At 60.8% G+C, this 17412-nt stretch carries 14 protein-coding genes and 1 pseudogene; 1 reads left to right on the top strand and 14 read right to left on the bottom strand.

Translation table 11 applies throughout. From position 1 onward, the window contains the following. Positions 1-46: 46 nt before the first annotated feature. The 3 genes from E0T84_RS07065 to E0T84_RS07050 form a co-directional block, all read right to left on the bottom strand. Complete coding sequence (locus tag E0T84_RS07065) at positions 47-790, bottom strand: nucleotidyl transferase AbiEii/AbiGii toxin family protein (protein WP_011560566.1); 744 nt, start codon at positions 788-790, stop codon at positions 47-49. Beyond that, complete coding sequence (locus E0T84_RS32675; protein ID WP_017205323.1) at positions 787-1698, bottom strand: hypothetical protein; 912 nt, start codon at positions 1696-1698, stop codon at positions 787-789. The genes E0T84_RS07065 and E0T84_RS32675 overlap by 4 nt, the downstream gene beginning before the upstream one ends. Positions 1699-2312: 614 nt before the next feature. Then, a protein-coding gene (locus E0T84_RS07050) for an IS3 family transposase (protein WP_225323256.1) occupies positions 2313-3475 on the bottom strand; the annotation gives its coding sequence in 2 pieces (ribosomal slippage) (positions 2313-3188 and positions 3191-3475; 1161 coding nt in all). Positions 3476-3543: 68 nt separating this feature from the next. Between E0T84_RS07050 and E0T84_RS07045 the strand changes: the two are divergent. Further along, a pseudogene (locus E0T84_RS07045) lies at positions 3544-3987 on the top strand (DDE-type integrase/transposase/recombinase); the annotation flags it as partial. A 40-nt stretch (positions 3988-4027) separates the two neighbouring features. Here the strand turns inward: E0T84_RS07045 and E0T84_RS07040 are convergent. The 11 genes from E0T84_RS07040 to E0T84_RS06990 form a co-directional block, all read right to left on the bottom strand. Then, a complete protein-coding gene (locus E0T84_RS07040) occupies positions 4028-5227 on the bottom strand; it encodes an acyl-CoA dehydrogenase family protein (RefSeq protein ID WP_011856018.1) in 1200 nt (399 codons plus the stop codon). 160 nt (positions 5228-5387) lie between these two features. Then, the gene (locus E0T84_RS07035; protein WP_011560572.1) at positions 5388-6494 is read right to left on the bottom strand and encodes an NDMA-dependent alcohol dehydrogenase; all 1107 of its coding nucleotides are present in this window, start codon (positions 6492-6494) and stop codon (positions 5388-5390) included. A gap of 148 nt (positions 6495-6642) precedes the next feature. Beyond that, complete coding sequence (locus E0T84_RS07030) at positions 6643-7053, bottom strand: SCP2 sterol-binding domain-containing protein (protein ID WP_005110592.1); 411 nt, start codon at positions 7051-7053, stop codon at positions 6643-6645. A gap of 91 nt (positions 7054-7144) precedes the next feature. Next, entirely contained in the window at positions 7145-8203 is a 1059-nt protein-coding gene (locus E0T84_RS07025; protein ID WP_005086581.1) for a BtrH N-terminal domain-containing protein, read from the bottom strand. A gap of 49 nt (positions 8204-8252) precedes the next feature. After that, the gene (locus E0T84_RS07020; protein WP_005086582.1) at positions 8253-9398 is read right to left on the bottom strand and encodes an acyl-CoA dehydrogenase family protein; all 1146 of its coding nucleotides are present in this window, start codon (positions 9396-9398) and stop codon (positions 8253-8255) included. A 38-nt stretch (positions 9399-9436) separates the two neighbouring features. After that, positions 9437-11056, bottom strand: coding sequence for a fatty acid--CoA ligase (locus E0T84_RS07015; protein WP_017205326.1), 1620 nt, complete (start codon positions 11054-11056; stop codon positions 9437-9439). 26 nt (positions 11057-11082) lie between these two features. After that, the gene (locus tag E0T84_RS07010) at positions 11083-11736 is read right to left on the bottom strand and encodes a transglutaminase family protein (protein WP_011560574.1); all 654 of its coding nucleotides are present in this window, start codon (positions 11734-11736) and stop codon (positions 11083-11085) included. Further along, positions 11733-13190, bottom strand: coding sequence for a cytochrome P450 (locus E0T84_RS07005; RefSeq protein WP_011560575.1), 1458 nt, complete (start codon positions 13188-13190; stop codon positions 11733-11735). The genes E0T84_RS07010 and E0T84_RS07005 overlap by 4 nt, the downstream gene beginning before the upstream one ends. Positions 13191-13305: 115 nt before the next feature. Next, entirely contained in the window at positions 13306-14835 is a 1530-nt protein-coding gene (locus E0T84_RS07000; RefSeq protein WP_011856019.1) for an NAD(P)/FAD-dependent oxidoreductase, read from the bottom strand. A 76-nt stretch (positions 14836-14911) separates the two neighbouring features. Next, complete coding sequence (locus E0T84_RS06995; protein ID WP_012296509.1) at positions 14912-15877, bottom strand: alpha/beta hydrolase; 966 nt, start codon at positions 15875-15877, stop codon at positions 14912-14914. Beyond that, positions 15874-17391 (bottom strand): NAD(P)/FAD-dependent oxidoreductase, encoded by a 1518-nt coding sequence (locus tag E0T84_RS06990; protein WP_011560579.1) that lies wholly within the window; start codon positions 17389-17391, stop codon positions 15874-15876. Before E0T84_RS06990 ends, E0T84_RS06995 begins: the two co-directional genes overlap by 4 nt. Between the last annotated feature and the right edge of the window lie 21 nt (positions 17392-17412).

Below are 17412 nucleotides of genomic sequence, written 5' to 3'. Positions count from 1 at the left end.
TCGCTCGGCGTAGCCGCACGGAAACGAACGACTGTCTGCTGGTGCGTCATCGCGACACGATGGCGACATGGCGCCGGAGCAGCGCCCGCACTCTGGCCGGCACCCTCGTCGGCGGACTGGAGATCATCTGCGCTGCCACACGCGCAGCGTCGCCGCGCTCGCCGGCCTTTGTGATCTTGGGGTCGCCCAGGCGCCACGGCGAAGCGTGGTAATCGGGTTGTGACGCGACGATCTCCAGTAGTGTCTCGATATCCTGGAGGTCACGTTCGGAGTCGCGAACGGTACGTGCCAGCATCTTCAACACGAATGCTGCCTCGACGTCGGGAACCGGAATTTCGAACTCAACCGTGTCGCCGTCGGTGAGTCGGGCTGTGACGGCGACTTCGATCGGCGGTAGGGCGAGCGCCAACCGCAGCCCTGGCGCTCCGTCGAAGGCTCGTTCGCCGATGATCCGCTTGCCTGGTTTGGCTGCGGTGGGAACTAAGAGGTCGACCGCTTGCTCACCCCGCTCGTAGCGGTTGCCGCACTCAGCGGTGTACCCCAGTGCGGTGAGTCGATCGTGGAGGTTCCCGGTGGACGCCACGTTGACGTCGATCCCGGTGTCTGCGTCGGAGGTCAGTCGCGGTATGCCCGACACGTTGTAGACGTGCCGCAGCAGTCGCACCATGTGACCGCCGATGACGCGGTACTCGATGTCGGCAGTGACTGCGGCCACGTCACGCAGTGCACGCATTCCGTTGTCGTCGGCCACCGCAGTGCAGGCGATTTGCACCGATGCTGTTCCGGTCACCGGTGCACGATCCAGTCGCTGAGATGCTGCGGTGCACCGTCGCCAAGATCGGCACCGCCGCTGAGGTCCTGAAGCGCAATCACTGGATCCACAGTGATGATGTCGGAACGCTGCGTATCACGAACCCGCCGCCACCAGGCCGCGGTCGTCCAGACGGTCGGGTCGGCGGGAACCCGCACAGTCAAGGTCGCTTCCTCGGCGGTGGCCTCCACCAAACCGAACTCGGAGAGGTCGACCAGTTCTTTGGCATAGACCAGACCTCTGGTTGGTACCTGCCACGGTCGCAGGACGTCGGCGGCGACCTCGCCGCCAGCAAGGATCGGCACGGTGAGCTCGGCGCCGAGTCGGGTCGCACTGCGCACCTGCTCCACTACCGGATCCATTCCATACCAGTACGTTTCGACAAGTCCGCTGTCCGCAGGTACCAATGCCAGTTTCACCAGGAGCTCCCGGCGCGCAGCCTCGGTCATCGGCGTGTCCGGCAGCGGATCCTTCTCGGTCATTTTGGACACCGCCTGCTGGCTAACTCCGATGGCCGCGGCAATGTCGCGTTGGCGGAGGTGACCGCGCGTAAGCACACAGACCCGTTCAGCCGCCCGCCGCCGCCAGCTGCGCTCGCTGGCGGCGCGGGGCGGCCGTCCTGGTGTTGGCGTTCGGTAGGTTCGCCCGGAGAGCACCAGTTCGCCGGTGCTGCCGACGCTGAGATCCACGTCAGCCTGAGCCAGGAGCGCTGAACGTGCCTCATCTGAGATGGTCTCGCACACCACGAATACGCGGCGGCCTGGATGGCGGCGCACACGACTAAGGACTGCGGCCGGAGATGGCACACGTTCTGCCAGAACCAGGTCCGCTACTACGGCGCGGCCATCGATTCGGTATGTGATGCTGTGTGCATCACCAGTCACCATCCGCACGCCTGCGTCGACCAAGCGGGCAGGAATCGAAGCAGAGAGCACGTCTGTTACTCTACTCAGTGACTACTTGTCAAACAACCTATTGTCGATAAATAGCGTTCTGGTTGTTTGACTTCGACCAACCAGTGGCGTACAAACCGTCCATTGATCCGTCATACGCTGGTGGAGTTTAACGGGCCTAGCGTCGAGGAACCTGAGCAGATAGAGCTACTCTGACGTTTTCGCGGCGACGCCGGTAGCCCAGGCATCGCTGACAGCCGCTGACTCTTAATCAGCGGGTCTGGGGTTCGAAACCCTGACGGCGCACCATGCAAACGCAATGCTCAGGCAGGGTTGTTGTCGTTTCGGAGTGTTTGCTGCCTGTGACAGATGTGACCGATGTGACCGAAAGGTCTCCATATTGTCCCCGCGCTGCGGAAGCAGACCCACCACAGCAAACGGCGCGTCGGCGTGACATGTGAGACCGCCGTCCTAAGGTCGTGCCGTGTCTAATATGCCTCCCGACCCCGATGCATCTGACTCACGCGAGGACGGTGCACCTACCAAAGAGGCCTGTGCCAAGCTCTATCAGGAAGTGGGTCTGCTGCACGATCAGGTGACAATTTCGGTCACGCGGCCTGACTGGCCGTCGTGGTCATGATGGCTTCGTATTCGACGGGGGTCAACCGGCCGAGGGCGCCTTGGCGGCGACGTCGGTGGTAGGTGCGTTCGATCCAAGTGACGATGGCGATCCGCAGCTCCTCTCGGGTGGCCCAGCGGCGGCGGTCGAGGACGTTCTTCTGCAGCAGGCTGAAGAAGCTCTCCATCGCCGCGTTGTCGCCGGCCGCGCCGACACGTCCCATTGAGCCGACCATGCCGTGATGGTGCAGGGCCTGGACGAACTTTCGACTTCGAAACTGCGACCCTCTGTCCGTGTGAACCACGCAGCCGGCGACCACCCCACGGCGGCCGACCGCGTTGCGCAGCGCGGCGGTCGCCAGGCGTGACTTCATTCGGGAGTCGATCGAATAACCCACGATGCGGTTGGAGAATGCATCCTTGATCGCGCAGAGGTAGAGCTTGCCCTCGCCGGTATAATGCTCAGTTATGTCGCTGAGCCACAACATGTTTGGCGTTTCAGCGGTGAAGTCGCGCTGGACCAGATCGTCGTGCACCGGCGGTCCTGGTTTGCCGTTCTTGCCGCGCTTCTTGCCGAACACGCTCCACAACTGCTGCTGTGAGCAGATGCGCCAGGCGGTGCGCTCGGCCATCGGCTCGCCGGCCTCACGGGCCTCCTCGACGAGGTAGCGGTAGCCGAACTCGGGGTCCTCGCCGTGCGCGTCGAACAGGGCGTTGGCGCGGTATGCCTCGACGAGTTCGGCATTGGTGATGGGATTTGCCCGCCAGCGGTAGTAGGGCTGGCGGGCGAGCTTGAGTACCCGGCGCGTCACCGCGACGGGAATCCCGTCGGCGGCGAGCTCACTTACGAGCGGGTAGACCCTTTTCCCGGCAGATTGGCCTGCGACAAGTACGCCGCTGCCCGCCGTAAGACTTCATTCTCTTGTTCCAACAACCGATTTCGGCGTCGTAGCTCGCGCAGATCAGCGGAGTCATTGGTGCTCTTACCTGGCTTGGCGCCCTCGTCGACGTCGGCTTGGCGCATCCACTTGGTCAACGTCATCGGGTGCACGCCGAAATCGGTGGCGATCTGCTCGATCGTCACCCCGTCGTCGCGGTTACGGGCAACGCGGACGACGTCGTCGCGAAATTCACGGGGGTAGGGCCTAGGCACACTGACATCCTTCCAGCCCGCCCGCTTTGGGCAAGCCAACTCAGATGTCACCTATTGGTGCAGCAGACCCGATGATCGTGGGCTGGCGGGTAGCGTCGCACATGCGTACCACCATGGTGCTGGATGCGTTGGAGATGGCTCGTTGGTCACGCGGAAACACATTGCCGGGCTTGACATGTCACTCCGATGCCGGATCGCAATTCACCTCTATCCGCTATGGCGAACGGCTCGCCGAGATCGGAGCGGTCCGCTCGATCGGCACGATCGGAGACAGCTACGATAATGCCCTGGAGACGGTGAACGGCTACTACAAGGCGGAGCTGATCTACGGGCCAGTCCGCACCAGGCCGTGGAAGACCGTCGAGGACGTCGAACTCGCGACCCTGAGCTGGGTGTACTGGCACAACACCAGCCGCTTACACAGCTACCTTAATGACATCCCACCCACCGAGTTCGAAGCCGCGTTCCACGATGCACATGGGACCGACCAACCCCTGGCCGGAATCCAATAACCCGAGCCTCCGGGAAAGTCAGGGCGATTCAATCAAGTAGCTAGAGTCCGATACGTTTGGCGATGACCTCGTTCATGATTTCGTTGGTGCCGCCGCCTATTCCGAGAATTCGGCAATCTCGATAGTGTCTCTCGATCTCAGACTCACGCATGTAGCCCATCCCACCGAAGATCTGAACCGCCTCATTGACCACGTAGTCGCACGCATACACAGCGGTGTTCTTGGCCATCGACACCTCGGCAACGACATCCTCCCCCGCTAGCCACCTCTGCATGACCGCACGGGTGTAGGTGCACGCCACGTCGACCTGTCGAGCCATCTCCGCAAGCTTATGGCGAATGATCTGGCGCCCCGTCAAGGGTCTACCGAACGTTTCACGTTCCCGCGCCCAACTCTTGGCAAGGTCGAGAGCCCGACCCGCCGTCGCGTACGCCTGGACGGCGATGCCGAGCCGTTCAGCCTGAAATTGCTGCATGATCTGCAAAAACCCACTGTTCTCTGCCCCCACCAGGTTGTCAGCCGGTACGCGAACGTCGACGAAAGACAACTCGGCGGTGTCGCTACATCGCCACCCCATCTTGTCTAACCGGCGGGACACTTCGAATCCAGGCGAATTCTTGTCGATCACAAGCAATGAAACTCCACCGTAACCCGGTCCGCCGGTGCGTACCGCCGTAGTAACGAAGTCCGCTCGAACTCCGCTGGTGATGAACGTCTTTGCTCCGTTGACCACGTAGGTGTCCCCCTCGCGCACCGCGCGTGTGCGCAGATTCGCGACATCTGAGCCTGCCCCAGGCTCGGTAACGCCCAGCGAGCCGATCATCTTTCCTGCGAGCGTAGGACGGACATATCGTTGAATCAGGGCGTCGGAGCCATTGGCGGCAATGTGGGGAAGGGCAATGCCATGGGTGAACAAGGCGGCGCAGACGCCAGTGGACCCGCCTGCGGCCAGGATGGCCTCAGTGACCAGTGCAGAGTCAATCGCATTGCCGCCGCTGCCGCCGACTTCTTCCGGGAACCCGATTCTGAGAAGCCCCACCTCGGCAGCATTGAGATGCAGGTCGCGCGGAATCTCACCCACGTGCTCCCATTCCGCTAGCTTCGGCGCGATTTCACGTTCCGAGAAAGACCGCGCCATTTGGCTCAGCGCTCGTCGCTCCGGCGTGGTCCACACCTCCGGGGCGATAGCGAAACGAGCAGCCCCATCCCTGCTTGCCGTGGTCGTGCCAGCGTCCGTCATCTCAGCCTCCCAGAGAATGTGATAGATGATCGATGAGGTGTCTGATGCTTGCCGTCCTCACGACGGGAAAGAAGGACCCGACGCCAACCACCCAAGGGGCCCGGCCGCATGATCTGCAGCAACGCAAGGACATGGAGACCAGCAGTGGGCATGATGCTCTTCAGAACCGGACCAGCCCTCGGATATTTTTTCCTGAACGCATATCCTGGTAGCCCTCATTAATTTGGTCGAGGGAGTATTCGCGGGTGACCAACTCATCGAGCTTCAACAACCCAGCGGAGTACAGCTCGACCAGTCGCGGAATATCGTGCGGCGCATTGGATGAGCCATACAAAGCGCCACGAATCTGCTTCTCGTAAAGCGTCATTTCAAGCAGTGATCCTGAGATCGATGAGTCGTCGGGGTGCCCGATGGCCGTGACCACGACGCGCCCGCGCTTTCCGACCAAGGCCAGCGCTTCCGCGGTGTAGGAGGCCTCAGCCACATCGGTGGTGAGGATGCAGACATCAGCCAGCTTGCCCAGCGTCATATCGCTGACCAGCGACCAAGCTTCATCCATCGAGGCCGCGGTGTGCGTCGCACCGAACCCGCTCGCTTGCTCTCGCTTGAACTTCACCGGATCGACCGCCACAATCGCCAGCGCTCCCGCGATTCGCGCGCCCTGAATCGCATTCATTCCGATTCCGCCCGCTCCCACTACCACGACGGTGTCCCCGGCGCGCACCTCCCCAGTCCGCACCGCAGATCCGTAACCGGTCGTGACGCCGCAACCGATCAAGGCTGCCCGATCCAGGGGGATTCCGCCGTCAATCTTGACCACGGACGCCTGCGGCACCACTGTGTACTCGGAAAACGTCCCGAGCAAACACATCTGCCCGACGTCCTCGCCTCGTGCGTGAAAGCGATAGGTGCCGTCGATCTGCGGTCCCATCATGAGCGCCGCTCCCAACTCACAGAGATTGCCCATGCCGCGCGCGCAGTACGAGCAGCGCCCACACGAGGGAAGGAAGGTCAAGATGACAGAATCACCTTCGGACAGTTCCTCAACCCCTTCGCCGCACTCCACGACTGTGCCAGCACCCTCATGACCCCCCACTACCGGCAATGGGATCGGGAGGTCGCCGGTCACCAGATGTTCGTCGGAATGGCACAAGCCGGTGGCCGCCAGCCGCACGAGGACCTCCCCGGGACCTGGCGGATCCAAATCGACTTCTTCGACCTCCCACTTCTGCTCCAAGCCCCACAAAACAGCCGCACGTGTCTTCATGTTGAAGTCCCTTCTATCGAATTACGCTTCTCGAGTAGTTATCCCGACCGCGCACGGTGGTCGCGCGAACTGTCCTGGATGATCTCCGGGCACATCGCCCAGAGGCCCGCGCCGCTCACCCGGGCCCGGGCGCGGTACCGCACCGACATCACACATTGAGCAGGTCGTGACGCTTGTCGGCCTCAAGGATTGCCCGGTATTCCGGAAAGAGGTTCTTTGCCTGCGGTATGAGCTTGATCAGTTTGGTGACAGGACCTTTCGCTCGTACAGTTCCTTTCGCCATCGCCATGGTCAAGTTCACCTTCCCCAACCAGAACCTGTTGCCGGTATCCGCGGACATGAACAATTCGACATTCGGTGTAACGCCACTGTCCGCGCCGGTCTCTACGACCTTCTCCGGCATATCCACGGTTACTACCGCATCCGGATCGGTGTAGTGGATCCGTAACACCACCCCGGACCCGGCAAGTCTGTTCGCAAGGTCTTCGTTCTCCAAACCTCGTCGAAAGATGCCGGCGAGGTAGCGGTAAACCTCTTCCGCATCAGCGAAGACAGCCATCGTGATTCTCCCTTCCTATGACACAATTCAAAGCGCTCAAATAAATCTGCTGGGTCGCAACCAGTTCGGCTTGCTCCGAAGCAATCAGAACTCATAGGAGTAGATCTCCTGCCTCCCTCAGCGCCTCCGCGAGTCGACGTTCGGCTGTCGGCAATTGCGCAGCCACGGACGCGGCGCCGCTCGCTCTTCGGTGCGGATCTGCACCGCGGTCATAAGCGGCGTGCGCAACCGCGGTCCACAACTCAGATGCGGTCTTTGCAGCCTCCGCTGCTTTAAACGCAGGTTCGAAACTCAACTCTTCAGCGACGCGCCGACATCCACGTGCTTGCAGATCTCGGAACAGACCGCCTCCGGTTCCGGCTTTTTCGATGAAGGCGCTCAGCGCAAACAAGGCTCCGTCGAGGGTGTCGTCGTCAAAGATCTTCGGCCACCGCTTGAGATCCTCCACAAAAGTCGATACCCCTGGTAGCCCACGCACCTGAATTTCACAATCGGAGTCCTCGGTGATCGGCGCGCTCACACACGAACCCTGCATCGCGTCCGCGGACCTACGGAAGGCCGACCGGGCAGCATTGCCGAGATCTGGTGCCGCGCCGGGCCACTCGACTACGTAGGTGGTGTGCCGCGTGGGGACGGGAAATCCCGTCGATGCCCGCGCCTTCCGTAGATTCTCGTAAGGCACGGCTTGAGGTGTATCGCGATCGTTATCGACCACGAAGGCGAGTTCCTCGTCGTCGTCGTACCCTACGATCACGACATCGTGCCGGCTCATACTCAGACGCGTTCTCAGATAGGGCAATTCGGCGATGTCAGTCCACACCATGACCGGCGTACCGGCATCGATCTGTTCGGTCACCCATTTCCACCCGAGATCGGGGTCGTCTGTCGAACGACACTCGAAGCGCGCGCCCAACCGGGTCAAGTATTCGTCTTCGAGGTCCGCGCTGCGTCCAACGAGGTAGATCGGTGGACGTAGGTGGGCCGAGCGAACATACGAGAAGTCGAGGGCCCCGCCGAGAGCAAACACGATGCCTTCGTCCGGGGTGTCATCACCCCAACGGATCCCGGCCCATTCGGTCAAATCCCGAAGAGCCCCCGATCCGCAGTGGCCGCCCATGTCGTGGCGATACGGCACCACCATCGATGCCATCAGTCCTCCTCCTCTAGATGACTAACGTGCGGGCGGCAACTCCTCTGAGTCATAGGGAACGCGAGATGATTTCCTTCATCACCTCGTTCGTGCCGGCATAGATTTTTTGCACGCGCTGATCCACCCACAACCTCGAGATGGGGTACTCGGTCATGTAGCCATATCCGCCGTGAAGCTGCATACAGTCATCGAGTACCTTCATCGCTCGCTCAGTGGTCCACCACTTCGCCATGGCGACGGTCTGCACGTCGAGTTGACCCGCAAGGTGCAGGTCGATGCAGTAGTCGAGGAACACTCGTGCGATGCGCGTTTCTGTCGCGGCTTCAGCCAGCGTGAACTTGGTGTTCTGAAAGCCAAAGACAGGCCGACCGAACGCCTCCCGCTCACGCGTGTACTTGAGCGTCTGCTCCAGGGCAAGTTCCATCGCTGCGACAGCCCCCACCGCGACGATGAGTCGCTCTTGTGGCAGCTGCGTCATCAGCTGAATGAAGCCCTGTCCCTCAGACTGGCCCAGTAGATGCGAGCGCGGAACTCTCACTTCATCGAAGAACAACTCGGAGGTGTCCTGGCCGCGCTGGCCGATTTTGTCGAGAACCTTGCCGCGCCGGAATCCCGCCCGGTCAGCCTCGACAACGATCAAAGAGATGCCCGCAGCGCCCTGGCTCGGATCTGTCTTGGCAACAACGATGATGAGGTCGGCCTGTTGGCCGTTGGTGATGAAAGTCTTGGAGCCGGTGATCACGTACTCGTCACCGTCCAGGAGGGCTTTTGTCTTGACGCTCTGCAGATCGGACCCGGTCCCCGGTTCTGTCATGGCGATCGCCCCGATCATTTCACCGGACGCCATCTTGGGAAGCCACTGCGCGCGCAGCTCTTCAGTCGCGTACTGCAGGATGTAGTGGGCGACGATTCCGCTGTGCAGTCCCGCGCCCCATGAGCTGTCACCTATGCGGGCCTGCTCTTCAAGCACGACCGCTTCGTGCGCGAAAGTGCCACCGCCTCCGCCGTATTCCTCAGGTATAGACATGCAGAGCAGGCCCAGCTCGCCTGCTCGGTTCCACAGTTCTCGGTCGACGTGGTGCTGGTCTGCAAAGCGGTTCGCATGCGGCGCCAATTCGGCCGAGAAGAACTTCGCAGCGAGGTCACGAAGCTCGAGTAATTCGGCATTCATCCAGGGAGAGATTGGTGAGGACATGATTACCTTCCGACTGTTGGAATTCCAGGGATTTGACGTTATGACGTTTCGATTTCGATGAGGTATTCGCCGGCAGAGTGGCGCGCACGGATGACCTTTTTGTCGTACTTTCCGACGCTCGTCCTCGGAATATCGGACACGAAGCTCCATCGCTCGGGAATCCACCATTTGGCGACTTTGTCCGCAAGGAACGATCGGAGTTGGTCAATGTCAACGTCGGTTCCGGGGTGGACGACGACAAGCGCCAACGGCCTTTCCTGCCATTTATCGTCCGCGACGCCGACTACCGCCGCTTCGTACACGGCAGGGTGGCCGATCAGCGTGTTTTCCAGCTCCACCGAGGAGATCCATTCGCCACCTGACTTGATGACGTCTTTCGAGCGGTCGGTCAGTGTCAGATAGCCCTCGGCGTCGATCTTGCCCACATCACCGGTACGCAGCCATCCTTCGTCGAACTTCTCCGTATCGTTGTTTCCGAAATAGGACCCGGTGATCCAGGGACCGCGCGCCTGGATCTCCCCAACTGATTGCCCGTCCCACGGCACGTCTTTCCCGTCGTCGTCCCGCAACCGGATTTCGACACCGCAGATCGGTCGGCCCTGGGATGCGCGCAGCTCCCAGCGCCGCGTCGCGTCGGCTCTGTGAGCCGGACGTGCAACGGTCGCCAACGGAGAGGTTTCGGTCATACCCCAGGCCTGCACAATGGGCACGTCGTACTTCTCTTCGAATGCCCGCATCAACGAAAGCGGAACAGCAGACCCCCCGCACGCGACCAGCCGTAACGAAGAAATGTCCCGCTCAGGGTGCGAATCCAGATATCGGTCGACATCGTTCCAGATCGTCGGCACTGCACCGGCCAAGGTCGGTCTGGTGTCTTCGATGATCGACACCAACGGTTCGGCTTGGAGATACCGGTCAGGCAGTACCAGATCCGCACCGGACATCAACGCTGCGTAAATAAGCCCCCACGCATTGGCGTGAAACATTGGGACGATGGCCAGCACACGGTCGGCCTCGCTGACTGACAAAGCGTTAGCTGTGCAGGCGGTCAGGGAGTGAAGGTACGTCGAACGGTGGCTGTAGACGACGCCTTTGGGATCTCCGGTGGTACCGCTCGTATAACACATGGCCGCGGCGGACAGCTCGTCGAGCTCAGGCCAGTCAAATGATTCTTCTTGGCCGGCAAGCACTTCCTCGTAACGCAGAACGGTCTTCCCGCATCCCTGGAGCGGGGCAAGGTCGCCCTCTCCGGTGACGATGACGGTGTGCACCGACGCCATCGCTGGGAGCGCGCGCGCCAACAACGGGGCAACCGAAGCGTCGACTAGGACGATCTGATCGCTCGCGTGATTGGCGATGTACGCCAGTTGCTCTGGGGCCAAACGAATGTTGAGCGTGTGCAGGACCGCGCCCATGGAGGGAATCGCACAGTAGGCCTCCAGATGTTCCTGGTTGCTCCACTGGAAGGTGGCCACGCGTTGGTCTGCCGTGACGCCAAGACTGCGCAGCGCATTGGCAAGGCGAGCCACTCGCGCCAGCACAATGCGGTAAGGCGTTCTCCGATATCCATTTCCGGTCGGAGTGACGACCTCGCTGTCACCGTGTATGGCTGCCGCATGCTGGACGATCGCCGACACCGTGAGCGGAACATTTTGCATTGTGCTTTGCATCGTGTAGTGCCCTTTCAGGCGAAGAGGTCGGGACGGCTGTTCGGCTGATCGATGAATGTGCCGTAATGCGTTCTCAGTGCTTGCAGGATGTCTGCTAGGGGTAGATCGTCGTAGGCTCCCCGGTCGCGCAGATACTCCATGTGCTGGGTGCCGTCAGCGGTGAAACCATGGAGTAGCGCGTCGCTACGGCCGTCGAATTCGATCGGCGAGACACCGAAGCGTGCGCACAGCTCGCGATTGAACGCCGGGGTGGCCTTTACCCACGCACCGTTGAGGAACATGAGACTGTAGCCGTGGTAGACGAAAACGTCGCTACCACCCATCCGCTCGCGCAATGCCTTGGTCTGGAGGTGGTTTCGGACGTCGGCGAACCCCAGCCGCGCCGGGATTCCCGCCGCTCGGCACGCTGCAGTCAAGAGCACGGCCTTCGGGACGCAGTAGGCCCGTTCTGCGGTCGCGACGGTGCTGGCGCGATACGCGTGCGGGTTGTCGGTCACCGTGTAGGGGTCGTACCAAATGGAGTCACGGACCGCGGTGAAGATGGCGATGGCCTTCTCGGTGTCGCCGCAGGCACCACGGATCGCCGATGACACGAAGTCACGTACCGAATCTTGTTGCCAGTCAAGAAACTCCGTGGGTTCGAGGTAGGGGCTGTGGTCGACGGTCATCGGCGCTTCATCTCCAACGGAAGTCCGTCCACCGGAATGGGCAGCGAGGTGTTGTCCCATCGGACGTGATAGTTCTCCGGAACCTTCCAAGTGAACGAACGCAGCATCCTGTGCAGGATTGCTTTGACTTCGAGCGTCCCGAATTGCATGCCGATGCACTTGTGCGCTCCACCTCCGAACGGAACCCAGGCGAATCGGTGGTGTTGGTCTTCGCGCCGAGGCTCGTCGAAACGTGAGGGATCGAACCGCTCCGGATCACTCCAGATCGTTCGATCGAAGTGATTCACGGCAGGCGTTATAGCGCATAACGTGTTCGAGGGGATGTGATATCCATCGATGGCGACATCTCGAACCGTCTTGCGCATCACCAGCGGAACAGGTGCAAGCAGTCTGAGCGCTTCCTTGATCACGAGGTCGATGACCGTCATCTTCTCCAGGGCCTCGATGTCCGGCAACCCGTCACCGATGGCCGCGGCTTCCGCAGCCGCAGCCTCCTGCCACTGCGGATACTTGGCAAGGAAATAGGTGACCGCTGTGGTGGTGATCGTCGAGGTGTCGTGGGCCGCCATCATCAAGAAGATCATGTGATTCACCACATCCTCGTCGGAAAACCGCTCCCCGTCTTCGGTCGTGGCTTGACAGAGAGCAGCGAACAGATCCTCCGTTTCACCGGCTCGCGCGGCCGGCAGATGCCGGAAGAAGTAGTCCTCCAAAACGCGCCGCCCTTGCACACCAGCGCGGAATCTGGTTCCCGGAAGCGGAGCACGCACAAGGGAACTCGCCGCCCGGACCGTAGCGACGAACGCCTTGTTGACAGCATCGCTCTCGTCCTTGCCGCGGCCGCCCATGAAGACGTCGGTAGCGATGTCGAGGGTGAGTTCCTTCAACAGTGGGTAGATTCGAACCGACGGGCCCACCGGCCACGCAGGCACTGCCGAGCGAACGCATGGCGTTACCTGTTCGACGTATCCGGTCAGGCGCGGACGCGTAAACGCCTCCTGCATGATGCGCCGGTGCATCAAGTGCTCGTCGAAGCTCATGAGCATCAAACCGCGATGGAAGAAGGCGTCGATCAGGAAGGACCAGCCATCCTGAGAGAATGCTTTCGCTTCGCTCGTGAACGCCTCTCGAGTGGCGTCAGGGCCGGCGATGACCACCATCTTGGTGCCGAACGCGCCCATCCACGACACCGAACCCAGACGGTCGTAGCGCTCTCGACTGAAATCCGAGCCGAATCGGATGTAGTCGAGCGTGTGACCTACGAAGGGCAGTCCGGCATCCCCCCGGACGGCTTTCAATCCACTGCCCGCGGGTGCCGGTGCCAGTTCACGAACCGGCCAGTCCCGGCTCCATCGACGCCATCTGTCGTCGACGGCGTGAGGCGCGGGGACCATGATCACAGAGGACAACCGCTCCTTCACGTGGTGCGCAGGTGCGAGAAGGTGATTCGTCATGGTTCCTCCTGGACGCTGGGCCGCTTTGACGGCGTCCACCAGTCTTTACAAAGATGCCATTGATGTCAATATCTAGACATTATTGGCCTAGCGGTTAAGTGCGCGTCTCGTGCCCTTAGTCGGCCAGGCTCGGTTCTGCAGGGTCTCCGACCTTTAGACGCCCGACGTTTCTCAAGACGTAATCGCCGCTGTGCGGCTTCCGGGTAAGGAGTCGATAAACCAAGGTAGGCCCCGGCCAGTTCGTCGGGATTTCCCCGCTCGAGGTTCGATACCAGCTCGCACACAGCGCCCACACCGACCTCCGTAGTCGCCTTCTCAAGCGCGTGTTGTAGCGTTGCGCGCTCTCCGTCCTGACATCGATCGCATGACCCGGATGAGCAGCCACGGCTTTGATGAGCGTTGCGATGTGACGGACTTGTGACTCGATCATGTAGAGGATCGACCCCGAGCCCACATTCGTGTTGGGACCATAAAGCAGGAACAGGTTCGGGAACATGGGGACAGTGATGCCCAGATATGCGTACGCCTGGGTCTTCCACACCTCGGCCAAGGAGACTCCGCGAGAGCCGCGCACGGACATCGGGGCGAGAAAATCGGTGGCGCGAAACCCGGTTCCGTAGATCACGACATCTGCAGGACGAAACTCTCCATCCACGGTCTTGACACCGTTGTCGCAGAGCTCTGCGATAGCCTTCGGCACCAACGACACGCGATCACTCGCGATTGCTGGATAGTAATCATTCGAGAACAGCACTCGCTTGCACCCTGGCGCGTCCGAAGGCATCAATTGCTCGCGCAAAGATGGGCTAGCAACCTGCCGATGTAGGTGGCGGCGCGCGATCGCACCGAGGACGCGTGAGAGGGGCTTCGCGTCGACTAGCGTCACAGCGAGCAACTCGAAAATTAGCCATACCGCGAAACGCTCGAGGCGCAGCGCCATCGGCAATAACTCGCTCACCCTGTCGTGAAGGACTCCATACCTGCTGTCCCACTTCGGCAAGATCCACGGAGCCGTGCGCTGATATAGCGTGACATGCTCCGCCTCCTGGGCGATGTGTGGCACGAATTGGATGGCACTAGCTCCTGTGCCGATGACGGCTACTTGCTTGCCGCGAAGCGAAACCGATCGGTCCCAACGCGCCGAATGAAAGCGCGGCCCCTGGAAGGTGTCTGCGTCGGCGATAACGGGTACGTGGGGCAAGGAGAGCTGACCCACGGCCGAGACGACGACATCGCAGGTTATTGTCTCGTTCGAGTTCGTAACCAGGGTCCAACGCCCTAGCTGGTCATCGAAGGTCATTGCGACAACTTCGGTCTGGGTACGCAGATGCGCGGCCAGTCCGCCACTCTCCACGAGTTGTTGGAGGTACTTGAGTATCTCGGGTTGCTCGGCATATCGCCGTGACCAACGAGGATTGGGCTTGTACGAGAGTGAGTACAACGCTGACGGCACGTCGCAGGCCGCTCCCGGATAGGTGTTGTCACGCCAAACACCCCCGATGTCTGCAGCCTTTTCCAGGATCGTGAAGTTCGTGAACCCGTCCTTCTTCAGCCGGTGGGCCATCGCAACCCCGGCGAAGCCGGCCCCGATGATCACGATCGACGGATCGTATGCGCGACAGGCCGTCGCGAAGTTGCTGCTCATGAGGCAGAGACGACTGACTTCACGCTGCGGCGGTCGAGGTGGTGTAGGTGTAGGAGCATTGCCTGTTCGGACACTTTCACCTGACTTCCGAGGCTTCAAGGAAGCGTCCCGCTCGATGAATCGCGTCTCGGGCTTCGGGAAGAATCCGGAACATAGCCTGGAATACATGGATCTGTCCCCGGTATACCTGGATCTCGACGTGGGATCCAGCTGATTGAAGTCGCTCGGCGAGACGGCGCGAGTCATCGATCAACATTTCTCTCCCGCCCACCTGAATGAGGATCGGCGGCATCGAGGTGAGGTCCGCGTCAAGCACGCTGAGGCGCGGATCTCCGCGATCTGCGCCACCTACGTAGAGGTCAAGAGCGCGCGCCGCTGATTGAGCGGAGGCAAAAGGATCCCGGCGGCGAATTTCACGCGCTCTGGCAAGTTCGCACCTGAGATCCAGGACGGGAGACATCAGCAGCATCGCATCAGGGAGCGGCAATCCAACTGCACGTGCGCCCAAGGCCGTGGCCATCGTGAGCTGACCGCCCGCTGAATCGCCGGCAACCGCGACGGTGCGCTGACAAGAACCCGGGGACCCTCCGCTGGTAAGCCAGCGATACGCATTCAGCGCATCGTCCGCGGCTGCGGGATAGGGATACCGCGGGGCAAGACGATACTTCACTGCGAAGATGGGGCGCCCGCTCGCCGAGGCGAGTTCACCAAGAAGACCGCGGTGCGTCTCCGGCGAGCACATAGAATAGGCGCCGCCGTGGATGTACAGCAAAGGGTTGGCATGCGGATTAATGGCAGGCGTGGTGATCCAGTCCCCACGAACCGGGCCTCCGGCGAATACAGTGTCAACCTTGCGCACTGTGACGCCGCGCCGAGGCCGTGAGGCTACGAGCGCTGTTCGAAGCACGCGATCCATCACCGCAAGTCCGTAGGCGTTTGATGGCATCAGCTGCGCCAGTGGCCGCAGCGTGGTTCGCGAGGACATCGCGACGAGATGACTGGCAAGACTGGGCTGCCAGTCAGGGGCATCCATTCTGGTCACCGGGGACACACCTCTTCGGGCCGATTCTCGAATCGGTAGTCCGAGAGGCGAAAGGTGCGGCTCCGCCAATAGGTCTCCAGAGTCGTTGATGGACGGAGTGGAACGTCACCGTGCCTGTCGAAGTAGTAGCTGTTGGCATTGGAACAGCTCGGCTGCCAGAAAACCTGTCTGTGACGCCGCCTTAGCACTTCGGCGAAATAACGGTCGTTCGCCTCCTTCTTGACCTCCACGCAGTTAGCACCCAGCGCCCGCGCGCGACGAAGACACCGGACGATGTGCCGACTCTGCGCCTCGATGAGCGTGAAGTACGAGGAACCGTTGTAGCCGTACGGGCCGAAGATGTTGAAATGATTCGGAAATCCCGGGACGCTCACCCCTTCGAAGGCCTGCAGTCGATGCTCGTCCCACCATGTAGCCTGCTCCAGCCCGCCGCGTCCCTTCAATACGTAAGTTGGCATGTTGCCCGACTCCATCACTTTGAAGCCGGTGGCCAGGATCAAGACGTCAATGGGATGAGCTTTGCCGTCTCGAGTATGGACGGATGCATGGTCGATATGGGTTATGCCGCTCGTCTCGAGCGAAACGTTGGACCGGTTGTACGTTGCGAGATAGGAATTGTGGAAGCTGGGTCGTTTACAGCCCAACGAGTAGCGCGGAATGAGTTGTTCTCTCGTCGTCGGGTCATGGACCTCACGCCGCATGTACCGCTTTGCGGCGCTCTCCATGACATCGGCGAACGGTATCACCGTATGAAAGTGAGCGGCGATTGGGAAAGTGATTTCCACGAACGCCTGGCTGGCGGTCCGGGTCGCCAATTGTGCCCCCGGCAGGAAATGTAGAAGCCTTCCACCCCACGTCGGTATGGGGAAGTCTGGCTTCGGCAGACAATAAATTGGAGTTCGCTGAAATACCGTCAGACTCTCTGCTTTCTTTGCGACTTCGGGTATCAGTTGCACCGCCGATGCACCGGTACCGATTACTGCAACCCTCTTCCCGCTGAGATCTTTGGCATTGTCCCATCTAGCCGTGTGGAGCGTAACGCCGGCGAAATCTCGCACCCCCTTGATTTCAGGCCACTTTGGCCGACTGAGAACGCCGGAGCAATTTATCACGAAGCGTGCCGTGAACTCCTCACCATTGGCACTGGTCAAATGCCACCGTGTTGCGTTCTCGTCGAAACAAGCCTCGGTAATGGTTGTGTTGAAACGAATATGGTCCCAGAGCCGATACTTTTCAACACATCGCTCGGCATAGGCTTTGAGCTCATTGCCGTGGGCGTACGTGCGCGACCAAGAGGGCCGCATTTCGTATGAGAATTGATAACTGAACGACGGTATATCGACAGCGATACCCGGGTAGGTGTTCCAGTGCCACGTACCACCTACGCCATCGGCGTCATCAACCATCAAGAAGTCGGTAAATCCCGCCTTCATCAAGCTAATGCCAGACCCGATGCCGGAAAATCCAGCTCCTATGATAATTATCTCGTAATTACGGTCGGACTTGCGATCCATTCCTGTATTTCACCGTTCTGA

The organism is Mycobacterium sp. DBP42, assembly GCF_005924235.1.
Lineage (GTDB): Bacteria > Actinomycetota > Actinomycetes > Mycobacteriales > Mycobacteriaceae > Mycobacterium > Mycobacterium syngnathidarum.
This window is presented reverse-complemented; position numbering and strand designations above follow the sequence as displayed.

Excerpts from the sequence above, each read along its gene's own strand:
- E0T84_RS32675 (WP_017205323.1), bottom strand. The coding sequence starts at position 1,698 with ATGGTGACTGGTGATGCACACAGCATCACATACCGAATCGATGGCCGC.
- E0T84_RS07040 (WP_011856018.1), bottom strand. The coding sequence starts at position 5,227 with ATGACGGACGCTGGCACGACCACGGCAAGCAGGGATGGGGCTGCTCGT.
- E0T84_RS07035 (WP_011560572.1), bottom strand. The coding sequence starts at position 6,494 with ATGAAGACACGTGCGGCTGTTTTGTGGGGCTTGGAGCAGAAGTGGGAG.
- E0T84_RS07030 (WP_005110592.1), bottom strand. The coding sequence starts at position 7,053 with ATGGCTGTCTTCGCTGATGCGGAAGAGGTTTACCGCTACCTCGCCGGC.
- E0T84_RS07025 (WP_005086581.1), bottom strand. The coding sequence starts at position 8,203 with ATGGCATCGATGGTGGTGCCGTATCGCCACGACATGGGCGGCCACTGC.
- E0T84_RS07020 (WP_005086582.1), bottom strand. The coding sequence starts at position 9,398 with ATGTCCTCACCAATCTCTCCCTGGATGAATGCCGAATTACTCGAGCTT.
- E0T84_RS07015 (WP_017205326.1), bottom strand. The coding sequence starts at position 11,056 with ATGCAAAATGTTCCGCTCACGGTGTCGGCGATCGTCCAGCATGCGGCA.
- E0T84_RS07010 (WP_011560574.1), bottom strand. The coding sequence starts at position 11,736 with ATGACCGTCGACCACAGCCCCTACCTCGAACCCACGGAGTTTCTTGAC.
- E0T84_RS07005 (WP_011560575.1), bottom strand. The coding sequence starts at position 13,190 with ATGACGAATCACCTTCTCGCACCTGCGCACCACGTGAAGGAGCGGTTG.
- E0T84_RS07000 (WP_011856019.1), bottom strand. The coding sequence starts at position 14,835 with ATGAGCAGCAACTTCGCGACGGCCTGTCGCGCATACGATCCGTCGATC.
- E0T84_RS06990 (WP_011560579.1), bottom strand. The coding sequence starts at position 17,391 with ATGGATCGCAAGTCCGACCGTAATTACGAGATAATTATCATAGGAGCT.